The sequence below is a fragment of the Nocardia sp. Marseille-Q1738 genome (assembly GCF_965283145.1).
The window spans coordinates 38,402-53,336 of sequence record NZ_CBDIMS010000006.1; the positions used below are offsets into that span (position 1 = coordinate 38,402).

Annotated in this window: 13 protein-coding genes; 10 read left to right on the top strand and 3 right to left on the bottom strand. The window is 68.5% G+C overall.

Features of this window, described 5'->3' with window-relative positions; translation table 11 throughout:
• Window positions 1-171 precede the first annotated feature (171 nt).
• From ACWPXK_RS21825 to ACWPXK_RS21870, 10 genes are all read left to right on the top strand, one after another.
• A complete protein-coding gene (locus tag ACWPXK_RS21825) occupies window positions 172-1,173 on the top strand; it encodes a hypothetical protein (RefSeq protein WP_454198035.1) in 1,002 nt (333 codons plus the stop codon).
• 634 nt (window positions 1,174-1,807) lie between these two features.
• Complete coding sequence (locus ACWPXK_RS21830; RefSeq protein WP_454198036.1) at window positions 1,808-2,935, top strand: glycosyltransferase family 4 protein; 1,128 nt, start codon at window positions 1,808-1,810, stop codon at window positions 2,933-2,935.
• Window positions 2,936-2,964: 29 nt separating this feature from the next.
• Complete coding sequence (locus ACWPXK_RS21835) at window positions 2,965-3,348, top strand: polyketide cyclase / dehydrase and lipid transport (RefSeq protein WP_454198037.1); 384 nt, start codon at window positions 2,965-2,967, stop codon at window positions 3,346-3,348.
• A gap of 37 nt (window positions 3,349-3,385) precedes the next feature.
• Window positions 3,386-3,823 (top strand): SRPBCC family protein, encoded by a 438-nt coding sequence (locus tag ACWPXK_RS21840; protein WP_454198038.1) that lies wholly within the window; start codon window positions 3,386-3,388, stop codon window positions 3,821-3,823.
• Between the two features lie 23 nt (window positions 3,824-3,846).
• Window positions 3,847-5,130 carry an ArsA family ATPase gene (locus ACWPXK_RS21845; protein WP_454198348.1) on the top strand — a complete coding sequence of 428 codons (1,284 nt, stop codon included), beginning with the start codon at window positions 3,847-3,849 and terminating at the stop codon, window positions 5,128-5,130.
• Entirely contained in the window at window positions 5,120-5,545 is a 426-nt protein-coding gene (locus tag ACWPXK_RS21850) for a hypothetical protein (protein ID WP_454198039.1), read from the top strand. The genes ACWPXK_RS21845 and ACWPXK_RS21850 overlap by 11 nt, the downstream gene beginning before the upstream one ends.
• Entirely contained in the window at window positions 5,542-6,552 is a 1,011-nt protein-coding gene (locus ACWPXK_RS21855) for an ROK family protein (protein ID WP_454198040.1), read from the top strand. Before ACWPXK_RS21850 ends, ACWPXK_RS21855 begins: the two co-directional genes overlap by 4 nt.
• Window positions 6,553-6,730: 178 nt before the next feature.
• A complete protein-coding gene (locus tag ACWPXK_RS21860; protein WP_454198041.1) occupies window positions 6,731-7,462 on the top strand; it encodes a lysophospholipid acyltransferase family protein in 732 nt (243 codons plus the stop codon).
• Window positions 7,463-7,857: 395 nt separating this feature from the next.
• Entirely contained in the window at window positions 7,858-9,423 is a 1,566-nt protein-coding gene (locus ACWPXK_RS21865) for an alkaline phosphatase D family protein (protein WP_454198042.1), read from the top strand.
• 52 nt (window positions 9,424-9,475) lie between these two features.
• The gene (locus ACWPXK_RS21870) at window positions 9,476-10,759 is read left to right on the top strand and encodes an FAD-binding oxidoreductase (protein ID WP_454198043.1); all 1,284 of its coding nucleotides are present in this window, start codon (window positions 9,476-9,478) and stop codon (window positions 10,757-10,759) included.
• A 58-nt stretch (window positions 10,760-10,817) separates the two neighbouring features.
• Here ACWPXK_RS21870 and ACWPXK_RS21875 read toward each other — a convergent pair whose 3' ends face one another.
• From ACWPXK_RS21875 to secY, 3 genes are all read right to left on the bottom strand, one after another.
• Entirely contained in the window at window positions 10,818-12,266 is a 1,449-nt protein-coding gene (locus ACWPXK_RS21875; RefSeq protein WP_454198044.1) for a pentapeptide repeat-containing protein, read from the bottom strand.
• A gap of 126 nt (window positions 12,267-12,392) precedes the next feature.
• Entirely contained in the window at window positions 12,393-13,346 is a 954-nt protein-coding gene (locus tag ACWPXK_RS21880; protein WP_454198045.1) for a LuxR C-terminal-related transcriptional regulator, read from the bottom strand.
• 154 nt (window positions 13,347-13,500) lie between these two features.
• A complete protein-coding gene (secY, locus tag ACWPXK_RS21885; RefSeq protein ID WP_454198046.1) occupies window positions 13,501-14,823 on the bottom strand; it encodes a preprotein translocase subunit SecY in 1,323 nt (440 codons plus the stop codon).
• Window positions 14,824-14,935 lie beyond the last annotated feature (112 nt).

Consider the following 14,935-nt stretch of genomic DNA (forward strand, 5'->3'; position numbering starts at 1 on the left):
GCGAGCGCCAGCGAGCGAACCGAAAGCACAACGCTCCCTCGCGCACGACGAAGCCGAGCCCCAGCGAGGCGCGGTCGTGAGCGAGCGCCAGCGAGCGAACCAAGAACACAGCCGAGTACTCGCTCGTGCCGCAGCCGAGCGCCAGCGAGGCGCAGGCATGAGCGAGCGCCGATGACCGGCATGCGGAGATTGCGCGATTGGTGGTCGGCGCGGCGGCGCTTCGAGTTCTGTCTCACCGTCGCCGTGGTGGTGGCGCTGACCGGGGTGGGTGTCGCCCTGCTCATGCTGCCCAACGCGGTGCTGCCGACCATGCGTGCCGCCCAACCGGGTTCGACCGATGTCGTGGGCCAGGCCGCGGCCGCTGATCCCCGGCTGGCCGAGGTACGGCGCATCGTCGAACCGTTCGGGCCGGTCGTCGCCCGCCAGGTGCCGACCGGTGCGGGTCGGCAGTCCCTGGTCGTCGGCCATCCCGCCCAGCGCGCCGACATCGACATCCTGGAGCGCGAACTCCCCGCCGCCATCGCCGCGGTGACCGACGTGTGGGGCACCGGCTGGGCGCAGTCGGCGCTGGTGGTCGTGGCCTCGTCCCCGTCCGAATTCGCGGGCCTGGTTCGCGCGAGCAGCCTCGTGCCCGCCGAGGTCGCCGCCGCGTCGATCGCCGACCCGTTCACGCCCGGCAGCCGGCCCACCGGCCAGCGCGTGGTCTTCGGACCCGACACCGGCCGCCGCCTCGATCCGGCGGGCATGGCCACCCTGCTGCGTCACGAACTCACCCACATCGCCGCCCGCGCCGACACCGTCGACGGCGCACCGCTGTGGATGCTGGAGGGCTTCGCCGACTACACCGCCAACCACGGACAGGGCCGTCGCTTCGCCGACGTCGCCCCCACCGTCACCGCCCACGCTCACGCGGGCGACATCCCCGGCGACCTCCCCGCCGACGCCGAATTCTCCGGCCCCAACGCCGCGCTCGCCTACGAAAAGGCCTGGTCGATCTGCGCTTTCGTCGCCGAGAAGTACGATCGGCCCCGCCTCGTCCAGCTCTACCACCGCGTCGCCGCGGCCGAGCAGAACCCCACCACCGAAGACCGCATCCTCCGCGACGTCCTCGGCACCACCCGCACCGACTTCATCACCGACTGGCGGTCCTGGCTGCGAGCCCAGGCCACCTGACCACCGCCAGCTCCCGCGCACCCAGGCCCCGGCACTCCGCCACCGAGCGCGCTGCGCGATACAGCCACTGACATCCAGTCGCAGCACACCCAGTGCCCGCGTTGCCGCCGCACGCAACTAGTCGGCGCAACCCCTTGTTCGAGCGCAGCCAGACCGCGCATCCCTGTTCGCGCCCGGCTCACATCGACCAGGCGGCACGCCCACAACAGAACCCCGGGCGGCACATCGAACACCGCAAACCCCGGGTGCAACCACTACCACCCCACGCAACCACATCGGCCCGACTCCCACTTTCGAGCGCAGCCAGACGAGCATTGCCCCTTCGCGGCCCGGCTCGCGTCCGACCAGGCGCCACGCCCACGACAGACACCGGGCGGCAACACCCGACCGCGACCCATCGAACACCGCAAACCCCGGGTACAGCCACTACCACCCACGCAACCACATCGGCCCGACTCCCACTTTCGAGCGCAGCGAGACCGAGCGTTCCCCGTTCGCGGCCCGGCTCGCGTCCGAGCGGCCGACGCGCAAGCGACGAAGCGCCCGGCGGCGGCGCCGGCGTCAGGAGCCACAAGAGGGCCGCGAACACGCAGCGCCGCAGGCGCTGCAAAACAAACACAGTATTTTGTTCCGCATGGCCCGAACTTTGCTGGTTACCAATGATTTCCCGCCGCGGCCGGGCGGTATCCAGTCGTATCTGCAGGCGTTGGCCGGTCAGCTGCCGCCCGATGACCTGGTGGTCTATGCCCCGCGGTGGCGCGGCGACAGCCATCTGAAGTTCGATGCCAAGCAGAAGTTCCAGGTGGTGCGCCATCCCACCACGCTGATGCTGCCGACTCCGCTCGTGCTGCGCCGCGCAGCGCGCCTGCTGCGCAGCGAGCAGTGCGACACAGTGTGGTTCGGCGCGGCGGCGCCGCTGGCGCTCATGTCGCCTTCGCTGCGTCGTGCGGGCGCCGAGCGCATTCTGGCCAGTACCCATGGTCACGAGGTCGGCTGGTCGATGCTGCCCGGCGCCAGGCAGTCGCTGCGCGCCATCGGCGAGCACACCGACGTCGTCACCTACGTCAGCCGCTACACCCGCCGCCGGTTCGCGTCCGCGTTCGGGCCGAACGCGGCGCTGGAGTATCTGCCGCCCGGCGTGGACTCCGAGGTGTTCCGCCCGGATCCGGCGGCGCGGGCCGAGTTGCGCGAACGCTACGGTCTCGGCGATCGCCCGACCATTCTGTGCCTGTCCCGGCTGGTTCCGCGCAAGGGTCAGGATGCGCTGATTCTGGCGATGCGCGATATCCGGGAGCGGGTCGATGGAGCCGTGCTGGTGATCGCGGGCGGCGGCCCGTTCGAGCAGAAGCTGCGCGCGCTGGCGGTGGCCGCGGGCGTCTCCGATGACGTGGTGTTCACCGGACGCGTCCCGTCCGGCGAGCTGGCCGCGCATCACACGCTGGCCGACGTCTTCGCGATGCCGTGCCGCACCAGGGGCGCGGGCTTGGACGTGGAGGGCCTGGGCATCGTCTACCTGGAGGCGTCCGCGTCCGGCGTTCCGGTCCTCGCGGGCAATTCCGGTGGTGCTCCGGAAACCGTCATCGAGGGCAAGACCGGTCGCGTGGTGGACGGCCGTTCCGTGCAGCAGATCGCCGACGCCCTGGTGGAGATCCTGTCCGATCGGGATGCCGCCGCGCGGATGGGCGCGGCGGGGCGGGCGTTCGTCGAGCAGCAGTGGCGCTGGGACAGCTTGGGCGCACGCCTGCGACAGCTGCTGCGGTGATCCGCGTCGCATCTACTACGCTCAGCGGAGTGAGCAGTATCCAGGTCGCAGATCAGACCTTCGTCGCCGCATCGGGGGCAGCCGTCGCCGAGCTGCTGGCGGGACCGGGCAAATGGCGCCAGTGGTGGCCGGACCTGGTCCTGGAGGTCCGGGAAGACCGGGGCGAGAAGGGGATCCGCTGGTCGGTGACCGGCGCCCTGACCGGAACCATGGAAGTGTGGCTGGAACCCTCCCTGGACGGCGTGATCCTGCACTACTTCGTGCACGCCGAACCGGTGCCCGCGCTCCCCGCGGGCAAGATCGCCGCGGCCAACCGGGCGCGCCGCGTCGCGGGCAAGAAGATGTCGTTCGAACTGAAGTCCCGGCTGGAGTCTGGCCGCCCGGCCGGTGTGGCGCCCGCGCACCTGTCTTGACGCCCCAGCACCGACGCTGAAAGGAAGCGCTGTCCGCATGGCCGACCGGACCCAGAGATCGATCGTCATCGAGGCTCCGTCGCAGCAGGTGATGGCCGTCATCGCCGACCTGGAGTCCTACCCGCAGTGGGTGGCGGCGGCGAAATCGGTCGAGGTGCTCCAGAAGCGGCCGGACGGCCTGGCCGAGACCGCGCGGTTCGTGCTGGACACCGGGGTGGTGAAGGACACCTACGTCCTGTCCTACGACTGGCGGGCCGACCGCAAGGCGGTCAGCTGGACGCTGCTCAGCGGCGAACTGCAGAAAGCGCAACACGGCACCTACGAGCTGATCGATCTCCCCGATGGCAACACCGAGGTCGTCTACACGCTGACCGTCGATTTGAACATTCCGATGATCGGCATGTTCAAGCGCAAGGCCGAAAAGGTGATCACCGATACCGCGCTGAAGGAACTGAAGAAACGGGTCGAAGGCTGATCGCGCACGAGACCCGGGTCGACCTGTTCATCGGCAAGGGAGGGGTAGGCAAGTCCACGCTGGCCTGCGCCACCGCCATGGCCGAGGCCAGGTCGGGCCGCCGTGTGCTGGTCGCCTCGCTCGATCAGGCGCACTCGCTGGGCGACGCGCTCGGCTTCCGTTTCCCGCACGATCCCGGCACCGTGACCGGCATCGCGACGGTGCTACCCGGTCTGGACGTGATCGAGGTGGATTCGCTCGCGTTGCTCGAGGACCGGTTCCGCGACGTGGTCCGGATGATCTCGACGGGTCGCGGCCACCAGCACGGCGTCGATCTCGCCGCACTCGACCCGGCGGAGCTGACCGGGCTGCCCGGCGTGCAGGAACTGCTGATGCTGGTGGAGATCACCCAGTTCGCCGCGGAGGACACCTGGGACCTGATCGTCGTCGACTGCCCGCCGTCGGCGGACATGCTGCGCATCGTCACCGCGCCGGACACGCTGCTGGGCTATCTGGAGCGGATCTGGCCGCCGCACGCGCGGGCGCTGAGCGCCGCGGGCACCGATCTGCGCCGCGCCGTGCTCGCCGCCACGGTCGAACGGATCGTCAAGGCCGTCACCGAGGTTCGCGATCTGCTCGCCGACCACCGGCGCACCGGGGCGCGGCTGGTCACGGTCGCCGAGCGGGTCGCGGTGGCCGAATCCGAGCGGGTGCGGTCCGCGGCGGCGTTGTTGGGCCTGCGGCTGGACGCCGTGGTGGTGAACAAGGTGCTGCCCGATCTCGCTCCGCCCGCCGGTACGGCGGGAGCCGAACATCCGGCGGTGCAGTGGTATTCGGACCGGCGCGGTGAACAAGAGGACGTGATCGCCGAGTTGCGGCGCAAGATGCCGGGCGTCCCGGTGCTGATCGCGCGGCACACCGGCGCCGAGCCGATCGGCCTGAATTCGCTGGCCGCGCTGTCGTACGCGGTGGACTCGGCGGGCAATACGCACGACGCTGCGCTTATGCTGAGCGACAATCAGACGGAGGTCGACGCGAGTTCCGGCGAACCGGTGGTTCGACGGGAATCCGGCACCGGGTTGCAGTCGGTGTACGCGCTACGCATGCACCTACCGGTGGTCGACGCCGCGACGCTGCGCCTTGGCCGAGTGGAGGACGATTTGATCGTGGGAGCGGACGGTGTCCGGCGCCGGGTGCGCCTGGCGCCGGTATTGCGGCGGTGCACGGTCGACGGCGCCGAACTGAACGACGGATACCTGGTGGTGCGGTTCCGGCCGGATCCGCGGGTCTGGTCGCCGCTGTCCGAAAGCCACGACTATGACGGATGATCCGCGTCCGCCCGTGGACGATGAGACCGGCGGCCACGCCGCGCCCGACGGTATCGCCGAATTCACGGAGGAACTGAAACTGCTGGCCGAGGCGGTGCTGGAACGCGTCGAGCCGGTGCTGCGGCGCGCCGCCGAAGGCCAGGTCGAGTGGTCCAGTTGCAGCTGGTGCCCGGTGTGCGCGGCCGCGGCGCTGGTGCGCGGCGAGCACCACGAGGTACTGGTCGCGGTCGCCGAGCACAGCACCGCGATCGTCACCGTGCTGCGCGAGGCGCTGGCCGGGGTGCCGGTCGAGCCGGTCATGCCGACCGACGCCGACCCGGAAACCGGTGCGCCGCATCGGCACGGCCCGCGCGCGGACACGCAGGACGAGGAGCGCTCCCGCTACGTCGACATCCCGGTGACGATCAAGGTATGACGCACCAGATGGCCGGCGCGCGACCGCTGACCGTCGGAATCGACGTCGGCGGCACCAATATTCGCGCCTCCGTGATCGACGCCGACGGCGAGGTGCTCGACACCGTCCAGGCGCCGACGCCGCACTCCGCGCGGGCGCTGGAGGACGCGCTCGACCGTGCCGTGCGCGACCTGTGCGGCAGGCACCCGATCAGCGCGGTGGGCCTGGCCGTCGCCGGATTCATCAACGGCGACCGTTCGAGCGTCCGGTTCGCCCCGCACCTGCCCTGGCAGGACGCCCCGGTCGCGCAGCGGCTCAGCGAACGCCTCGGGCTGCCGGTGATCCTGGAGCACGACGCCAACGCCGCGATGTGGGCCGAGTACCGGTTCGGCGCCGCGGCGGGCGGGCACAACGTGGTGCTGATCGCGATCGGCACCGGCATCGGCGCCGCCCTGCTCATCGACGGCCAGCTGTATCGGGGCGCGCACGGCGTCGCGCCGGAACTCGGTCATCTGCAAGTGGTTCCGCAGGGGCGGCCCTGCCCGTGCGGCAAGCACGGCTGCTGGGAGCGCTACTGCAGCGGAACGGCGCTGGCCGACACCGCGATCGAGATGCTGGCCACCGACCCGGTGCGCTCGGTTTTGGCCAGGGACGTGGCACGCGATCCGGGGTCGCTGACCGGACGCCGGGTCGCAGGCGCCGCGCAGGACGGTGACCCGCTCGCGGTGCGGGTGATGGCCGACTTCGCCCGCTGGCTCGGGCTCGGGCTCGCGTTCGTCAGCGACATCTTCGATCCGGATCTGGTGGTCATCGCGGGCGGCGTGAGCAGTTCGGCGCCGCTGTTCTTGGATGAGGCGCGCGAAGAATACGCGCGCGCGGTCACCGGCGCGGGGCACCGGCCGCTGGCCCGTATCCGGACCACCCAGCTCGGCGAAGCGGCGGGCATGATCGGCGCCGCGGACCTGGCGAGGGCGGCGCTGCCCGCGGGTGCGCGCAAATCCGCGCGAGTGGCGCGAACGAGCCATTGACGCGCCCCGGCAGGACCCTCGTGGCCTGCGGCGACACGCTGCGGGTCGCGATCGCTCGACGACGCGGCCGAAGTGTGGTGAGATTCGCCGCTGCGGTTGGATGTGATCTTGCACCAGCGGTAAAGTCGGCACTTGATGTAGGTGCCCGCAACTATCCCGGTTCCGGGGGAAGGACGTCATGTTCTACTGGCTGCTGAAGTTCGTGCTGCTGGGACCATTCATTCATCTCTACAACCGACCTACGGTCGAGGGTGTGGAGAACATTCCGGCGCATGGGCCGGCCATCATGGCGGGTAACCATCTCTCCTTCGCCGATTGGCTGTTCGCGCCGCTGCTGAGCCCGCGGCGGATCACCTACCTCGCCAAGGCCGAGTACTTCACCACCCCGGGCATCAAGGGCCGCCTGCAGAAGTGGTTCTTCAGCGCCGCCGGCCAGTATCCGATCGATCGCAGCGGCGCCGACGCGGCCGAGGACGCGCTCAACGCGGCCCACAAGCTGCTCGACGAGGGCCGCTTGGTCGGTCTCTACCCGGAGGGCACCCGCTCTCCCGACGGCCGCCTGTACAAGGGCAAGACCGGCCTGGCTCGCCTCGCGCTGGAGACCGGCGTCCCCGTCATCCCGGTCGCCGTCATCGGCACCAACGAGGTTTCCCCGCCCGGACCGTTCCGCTGGCGCCGCAGGAAGGTGACCCTCAAGTTCGGTGAGCCCATCGACTTCTCCCGCTACGAGGGCATGGGCGGCAACCGCTTCGTCGAACGCGCCGTCACCGACGAGGTCATGTACGAGCTGATGCAGCTCACGGGCCAGGAGTACGTCGACGTCTACGCCCACAGCCTCAAGAAGGGCGTCCCGAGCGGCAGCCGCCCCGAGGCCGTCCCGGTGCGCATTCCCGACACCGCCGCCGGCTGACCGAACCTCACCGCGGCCCCGAGACACGTGATCTCGGGGCCGTTTTCATATTCGGGCCTCGGTCGCCTACGACGGCCTCGGATACCTCTCTCGGCTCGAGAGAACAGCGCCGGCCGGAATCGAAATGTGCCGCGTGGTCGAGTATTCCGAGGACACGCGGGCCGCGGTGGCGAACGCCGGAGACAGCGGATAGTGGGATGAGGTTGCTCACCTGCCCGGCACGCTGGTCGCGCTGCGCACGATCGTGGAGATCCAGGGCGCGGTGAACGCCGCGGACACCGACCCCGATCGGCGTCGGCGCGCTGACCGCCGACCATATCCAGGGCGGGCGGCTGTTGGCCGTGCGGACCGAGCCCGTTTACATGGCGTTGAGATAGCTGCGCCAAGGTTGCTGCATGACCGGTTCGGAATTCGGCATCTCCCGGCGCACCGTGCTGCGCGCTTCCGCCCTCGGACTCGTATCGGCTCCCGCGCTGGCCGCGTGCTCGTCGGACAGCGGCCCCGGCCTGGTCCGTCAGCGCCCGGTGCTCACGCACGGCGTCGCGGTGGGTGACCCGCGCACCGATGGCGCCCTGATCTGGGCACGCACCGACCGTCCCGCCACGTTGATCGTGGAGACCGCCGCCACCGAATCGTTCACCGGCGCCAAGCGTTTCACCGGGCCGCTGCTCACACCGGATTCCGACGGCACCGGCCGGGTGCGGGTCAACGGCCTGCCCGCGGGACAGCAGGTGCACTACCGGGTGACGCTCCACGGCGAGAACGGCGCCACCTCCGAACCCGTCACGGGCGTCTTCCACACCGTGCCCACCGCCGCGGCGGACATCAAGCTGCAGTGGTCCGGCGATGTCGCGGGCCAGGGCTACGGCATCAACCCGGACCTGGGCGGCATGAAGATCTTCGCCACCATGGCCGCCCGCGACCCGCACCTGTTCCTGCACTCCGGCGATTCGATCTACGCCGACGGACCGCTGAAGGAATCGGTCACCCTGCCCGACGGCCGGATCTGGCGCAATGTGGTGACCGAGGCGAAAAGCGCTGTCGCGCAGACCTTGGAGCAGTTCCGCGGCAACTACGCCTACAACCTGACCGACGAAAACTACCGCCGCTTCAACAGCGCGGTCGCGCAAGTGGTGCAGTGGGACGACCACGAGACGGTGAACAACTGGTACCCGGGCGGCCTGGTCGCCGAGTCCAAGGGCTACGGCGAACGCAGCATGGACACCCTGGCCGCCCGCTCCTGGCAGGCATTCCACGAATGGATGCCGCTGGAGCCCAAGGAGGCGGCGGACGGACGGCTGTATCGCAAGATCGCGTACGGCCCGCTGCTCGACGTCTTCGTGCTGGACATGCGAACGAACAAAGACGCCAACGACGCCAACAACGGACCCAATGGCCGGATTCTCGGCCCGGCACAGACGACCTGGCTGATCGACGGCCTGCGCGAGTCCAGGGCGACGTGGAAGATCATCGCCAGCGACATGCCGCTGGGCGTGATCATCCCGGACGGTGAACAGAAGAACACCAGCGCCTACGAAGGGGCCGCCAACGCCGACCCCGGCGCGCCCTCGGGCCGGGAAAGCGAGATCGCGCGGGTGCTGTCGTCCATCAAAGCGAACAAGGTGGCCGACGTCGTGTGGCTCACCGCCGACGTGCACTACACCGCGGCGCACCGCTACTCCCCCGAGCGCGCGGCTTTCACCGACTTCGACGAGTTCTGGGAGTTCGTCTCGGGTCCGCTCAACGCGGGCGCGTTCGGCCCGAACCAGCTGGATGGCACGTTCGGTCCGGAGGCGGTCTTCGTGCACGCACCCCCGGTCCAGAACAGTTCGCCGCTGGACGCCTTCCAGCACTTCGGCGAGGTGCGCATCGACGGGAAGTCACGAGAACTGACCGTCGATCTGTGCGATGCGAGCGGATCGGTGCTGTTCAGCCGGCGCCTTACACCCGCGTCCCGATAGCACCTGGCATCGGGCGAGCGTCACGGGCCGCGCTGTGGTTAGCTTTCGTGCCATGAGCACGCCGCACATTGTCTCCAACGCGGAAGAATATCTCCCCCGCGATACCGCTGATGTCGTTCGCACGGTGCGGGATTCACGGGGGCGAACGCAACAGTTGATGGTGCGCGGCGGCGAGCTGGTCGATGAGGGGCTCACGCTGCCCGCCCAGCCGACCGTGGTGTCGCTGCGCCGGATGAACCAGGTGCTGGACATCAACCTGGGCAGGCGCACCGTCCGGGTGCAGGCGGGCGCCAAGCTCTCCGACATCGACCGCAGGCTCGGCGCGCACGGGCTCGGTCTGCCCATCGTCGGCGACCACCGCGACATCACCGCGGGCGGCTTCGCCTCGGTCGGCGGCGTCAGCGCGGCTTCGCACAAGTACGGCCTGTTCATCGATCAGATCGTCGATCTGGAGTACGTCGACATCGACGGGCGCATCGGCACGTGCGGGCGCAACCACCACACCGATCGATTCCAGCGCATTCTCGGCGGAGGCGGGCGCGCGGGCATCATCACCGCGCTCACCCTGGACGCGATCGAGGTCGACAAGGACCGCACCTGGCTGACCACCTCCGCCGACCGGTTCCTCGATTTCGATGCGTTCGTCGAGCACGCCTACGCCGAGATCGCGCGGCCGGGCAACGCCGAACTCCAGGTCGGCCGCTGGGTCGACACGGCGCCGCTGAAGGTGGCGCGTCCGGTCGGCACCGGCCACGTGCAGCTGGGCACCGTCCGCTTCGGACAGTGGTCGAGCCTGTACCCCACCGCGCCCACCAGAGGACTGCGAGCCCGCCGCGAGGTCGGGTCGCGGGCGCGGAAATCGCTGGGCGCCATCGCCTCGGCGACACCCGGTAAAGCGGGCATGCCGGTGCGCCACGCGGCCGCGGGCGCGGTGCTGTTCGCACCGAAAGTGCAGACGCTGCGCGACGCCGAGTATCTTGCCGACACGGCCCTCAGCTCATCCGAGCGTGGCCCGGCGTACCGGGTAGGCGTTTTCGCGCCGCTGTCGAGCTATACGTCGGTGTTCTACCGCCTGCACGACCTGTTCTCCGGACACCGGGAACGCACCGGCTGCTTCACCGTCATCTCCGCGATGACCTATGGCGTGCGCTCCCGCAACCTCCGCGCCGAATCGGCCGCCCGCGGCCTGTCCCCCGAAGACCACGGCCTGATCACCTTCACCTGCCGCCTTCGGACCGCCGCGCTGGGGTCGGAACTGCTGCGCGACATCATGTCCGGGATCGAGGAGATCTGCCGCTCGGAGAACGCGCTGCGCTACGAGGGCGGCAACTGCTAGTCCCGTACGCTGCTCGACCGAGGCGCGGGCGCTATCGGAGACCGGCGGCGCAGAATGATCATCCCGACGGTGCGGGCTGGGGTTCGGCGGGAGCGGGCGGCCACTCGTCGGGTTTGACGCTCGCCGGTTTGCCGCCGGCCTGTCCGTCCCAGTCGAACGTGACACCGACCCATGCCTTCGGGCGGTCGAAGCGCACCTCCCTGGCTTCGAATCGGGTGCCCGCGAAGGTGATGGCGCCGAAGAAGTCGGCTGTTCGGAAGCTCACCTCCCGCCCCCCGAGCCGCGCGTCGGCGAACGAGACATCGCCGTGGAATTCGGCGCCGTCGAAGCGGACGCTGCCGGTAGCGCTGCCGCGGCGCAACCGTCCACCCGAATGGCCGAAGGATGCCTGCGCGAAAGAGGTGGACGCGGCGTGGAACAGGGCCGCGCTGATATCGGTGTGCGATCCGCCGAATACCGCACCGTCGAAGACAACGTGCGCTCCCTCGAAGGTCGCGGCGCCGAACTCGACACGATCGGCGAGGAACCTGGCTTCGGCGAACGACGTGCGCTCACCGCGGAATGTCGCGCCATGAAACCGGACCGCCGAGCCGCGGAAAACCGACCGGTGGAACGAGACCGGTGAACTGAAGATCGCCCCGTCGAACTTGAGTCCGGCTCCGCGTAACTCGGTACGTGTGGAGTCCGTCGGCGCGAATGTGACATCGTCCAACAGTGTTTTCGCGCCGCGGAAGACCGTGTCACGGAATGAAACATACCGACCGGTGAACTTGGCGAATTCGAATGTGGTGGCGCGAGATCCGGTGAACACCGCCCGCGCGAAATACGTGCGCTCTCCCGAGAACACCGCATATCGGAAATCGGCGTCCTCCAATACCGCGTCGGCGAAGTCGAAATCACGGTCCGACCACGATATTTCCGCCGACGGGCGAACGTGGGCGGCGATCACGTCGACGATGGCGCGGCGCACTTCGCGGTCGTTCTGCCGGAATTGATAGCGCCGCTCCACCTCCACGCCGTCGCGCTCGATGGTCTCGGACCGGGATACCAAGTGATTGGCCCCGGCATCAGGTTCGTACGGCAGGCGCAGGTATCCACACAGCACATCGATGCACTGCTGCCGCCTGCCGGGTGCACCGAATTCATCGGCGACACCGGCCATCGCGTACACCCCGGCGATCCGCACCGCCACATCCGGATCACCGAGCTGCTTTGCCGCCGCACCGAACAGCTCCGCGAAGCGTGCGCGCTCCTGATCGCGCTGCCTGCGATAGGACACCACGAGCGCGACGGCACCGCCGACTCCCGCGGTCACCGTCAATGCGATCTTGGTGAGATCCACCTGATTCGGCGTCTCCGCCCTCGCCCCGAGGAAATACCACAGCAGCCACCAGACGATCCCGGCGATCAGCAGTCCACCGACTACCGCCAACAGCACCGCCAGCAACAACGCCGAACGATGCACCCTGCGGCTCACCCGCTCGCCGAACCTCCCCAACCGCCGCACAGCGGAATGGTAGCGACCCGACGTGCGACGAGTCGATTCCCCGGGCATCCAACATCTTCGTTCCCGAGCACCGCACCGGCGATGTCCCTCTCGCTCCGCATACGCCGCGTCCGGCAGCGTGGATCATCACCCGCCCAGCAGACGCGTATTGTTCCTTTGGCTGATGTAAAGCCCTTGTGGCCCGCCCTCGAGTGCGGGATTCGATTCCCGGGGAACGAGGCGGCGGGTGTAGGCATAAACAACCGCCTGCACGCGATCGCGGACACCGAGTTTGGCGAGCACGTTGGATACATGGGTTTTGACCGTCTGCTCGCCCACCCCGAGGGCGCGGGCGATCTCCGGGTTCGTGTATGCCTTGGCAATCAGAAGCAGGACCTGATGTTCGCGGGCGGTGAGCGTCTCGACTTCCGGTGCGGCGGGGAATGGTTCGTTTCCGTTGGTGAGCCGCGCGAGCAGGCGGCGCGTCAGGCGCGGATCGATCAGGGCGTCGCCCCGCGCCGCGATCCGGATGGCCGAAATCAGATCCTGGGACGACAGCGTTTTGGTGAGAAACCCGCTCGTGCCGAGGCACAGTGCACGGTAGAGGTTCTCATCGGAGTCGCAGGTGGCGAGGGTAAGGATCTGGGTAGAGCTACCGAGTGCCGCGACCGTTTCCATGGCAGCCGAGTCGTCGAGACCGGGCATGTCCAGGTCCAGGATGGCGACGTCGGGTTGTAGCCGCTCCATTTCCCTTATGGCGGCGCCGCCGTCGCCGACCTCCGCGACGCATTCGATGTCCGGGTGGGCGCCGATCACTGCTCGTAGGCCGGAACGAAACACTGTGTGATCGTTGGCGAGCAAGACCGAAATCATCGAGCGCTGCGTAGCGGCCACGATGCCGACCGGCGATAGATCCGCGGGTCGGGTGTGCTCCGCGGGCTGACGTTCCTCGACTGTGCCGGGTGTTTCCGGTATCGAGGCTTCCGATCCGCGCGGGTCGCACTCCATCGTGTCGATACGGCCGGCGATCGGGGTGTCGGCGTGCGCGCAACCCACCGACAGCATCGTGGCGGTGATCGCGAGCACGAGCGACGACGCCACCCGAAGCAGGGGGCGAGTCGATGTGGTTGTGGCCATGACCTCCGACCGTAGATTCAGCGGCCGTCCGCGTACATAGGCAATCGGGAGTATCCGAGCTCCCCCAATGGAGTGACCACTGCCGGGGCGGAATTCCACTGTCGGCAATAGATCTCGTTCAGCGTAGAAACCCGGTGTAGTTCTTGTTCATCAACTGGCTCTCGATCTGTTTGATCGTGTCCAGACCGACGCTCACCATGATCAGCACCGAGGTACCGCCGAACGCGAGGCTCTGCGTCGGACCGGCGGCGTCGAAGTGCGGCAGCAGGGTCGGCAATACCGCGACAGCGCCGAGGTAGATGGAGCCGGGCAAGGTGATCCGGCTGAGGACCTGGGCCAGGTAATCCGCGGTCGGCTTACCGGGCCGATAGCCGGGGATGAAGCCGCCGAATTTCTTCATCTCGTCGGCGCGCTCCTCCGGGTTGAAGGTGATCGCGACGTAGAAGTAGGTGAAGAACACGATCAGACCGAAGTAGATCGCGATGTAGACCGGGTTGCTCGGATTCACCAGGTATTTCTGGATGATGTCCTGCCACCAGCTCGGATCCGGATCGTTCTGCGACGAGGTCAGCTGCGCCACGAGGTTGGGCAGATACAGCAGCGACGACGCGAAGATGACCGGGATGACGCCCGCCTGGTTCACCTTCAACGGCAGGTAGGTCGAGGAGCCGCCGTACATCTTCCGTCCCACCACGCGCTTGGCGTACTGCACCGGGATCCGCCGCTGACCCTGCTCGACGAAGATCACGCCCACGACCATGAGGAACATCGCGACGCATACTCCGGCGAAGACCAGCCCGCCCTGACTGTCCAGAATCGATGTGCCTTGGCTCGGAAGTTGAGCCGCGATACCCGCGAAGATCAGCAGCGACATACCGTTGCCGATACCCCCCTCGGTCACCAGCTCGCCGAACCACATGACCAGCGCCGCACCCGCGGTCATCACCAGCACGATGATGACCATGCCGAACAGCGAGGTGTCGGCCAAGATGTCCTCGGGGCAGCCGCGCAGCAACTGTCCACGCCCGGCCAGCGCCACCAATGTCGACGCTTGCAGGACCGCCAGCGCGATCGCGAGATAGCGGGTGTACTGGGTGATCGTGGCTTGGCCGGATCGGCCTTCCTTCCGCAGCTCCTCGAACCGCGGGATGACGACGGTGAGCAGCTGAGTGATGATGCTCGCGGTGATGTAAGGCACGATGCCGATCGCGAAGACCGACAGCTGCAGCATCGCACCGCCGGAGAAGAGATCGATGAGCTGGTAGATGCCAGCGGAGTCACCGCCGGAGACGATGTCGATGCAGGCGCGAACCGACTTGTAGTCGACACCGGGTGACGGAAGCGTCGCGCCGAGGCGATACAGCGCGAGCAGGCCCAGCGTGAGAAGAATCTTCCGCCGTAGGTCCGGGATCCGGAAAGCCGGTAGGAAGGCGGAAAGCACTGATCCTCCTGACAAATGATGCGCGTGATGGACAGGGCGCTCACTGTGCGAGAAGTAGGAGCCCAACCTGCCGGAGGATTTCGACGGTACGGAAATCCATGCCCACCCACGT

What these genes read in the sequence shown, in the direction of transcription:
- ACWPXK_RS21825 (WP_454198035.1), top strand. Translation starts at nt 172, where the DNA reads ATGACCGGCATGCGGAGATTGCGCGATTGGTGGTCGGCGCGGCGGCGC.
- ACWPXK_RS21830 (WP_454198036.1), top strand. Translation starts at nt 1,808, where the DNA reads ATGGCCCGAACTTTGCTGGTTACCAATGATTTCCCGCCGCGGCCGGGC.
- ACWPXK_RS21840 (WP_454198038.1), top strand. Translation starts at nt 3,386, where the DNA reads ATGGCCGACCGGACCCAGAGATCGATCGTCATCGAGGCTCCGTCGCAG.
- ACWPXK_RS21850 (WP_454198039.1), top strand. Translation starts at nt 5,120, where the DNA reads ATGACGGATGATCCGCGTCCGCCCGTGGACGATGAGACCGGCGGCCAC.
- ACWPXK_RS21855 (WP_454198040.1), top strand. Translation starts at nt 5,542, where the DNA reads ATGACGCACCAGATGGCCGGCGCGCGACCGCTGACCGTCGGAATCGAC.
- ACWPXK_RS21860 (WP_454198041.1), top strand. Translation starts at nt 6,731, where the DNA reads ATGTTCTACTGGCTGCTGAAGTTCGTGCTGCTGGGACCATTCATTCAT.
- ACWPXK_RS21865 (WP_454198042.1), top strand. Translation starts at nt 7,858, where the DNA reads ATGACCGGTTCGGAATTCGGCATCTCCCGGCGCACCGTGCTGCGCGCT.
- ACWPXK_RS21870 (WP_454198043.1), top strand. Translation starts at nt 9,476, where the DNA reads ATGAGCACGCCGCACATTGTCTCCAACGCGGAAGAATATCTCCCCCGC.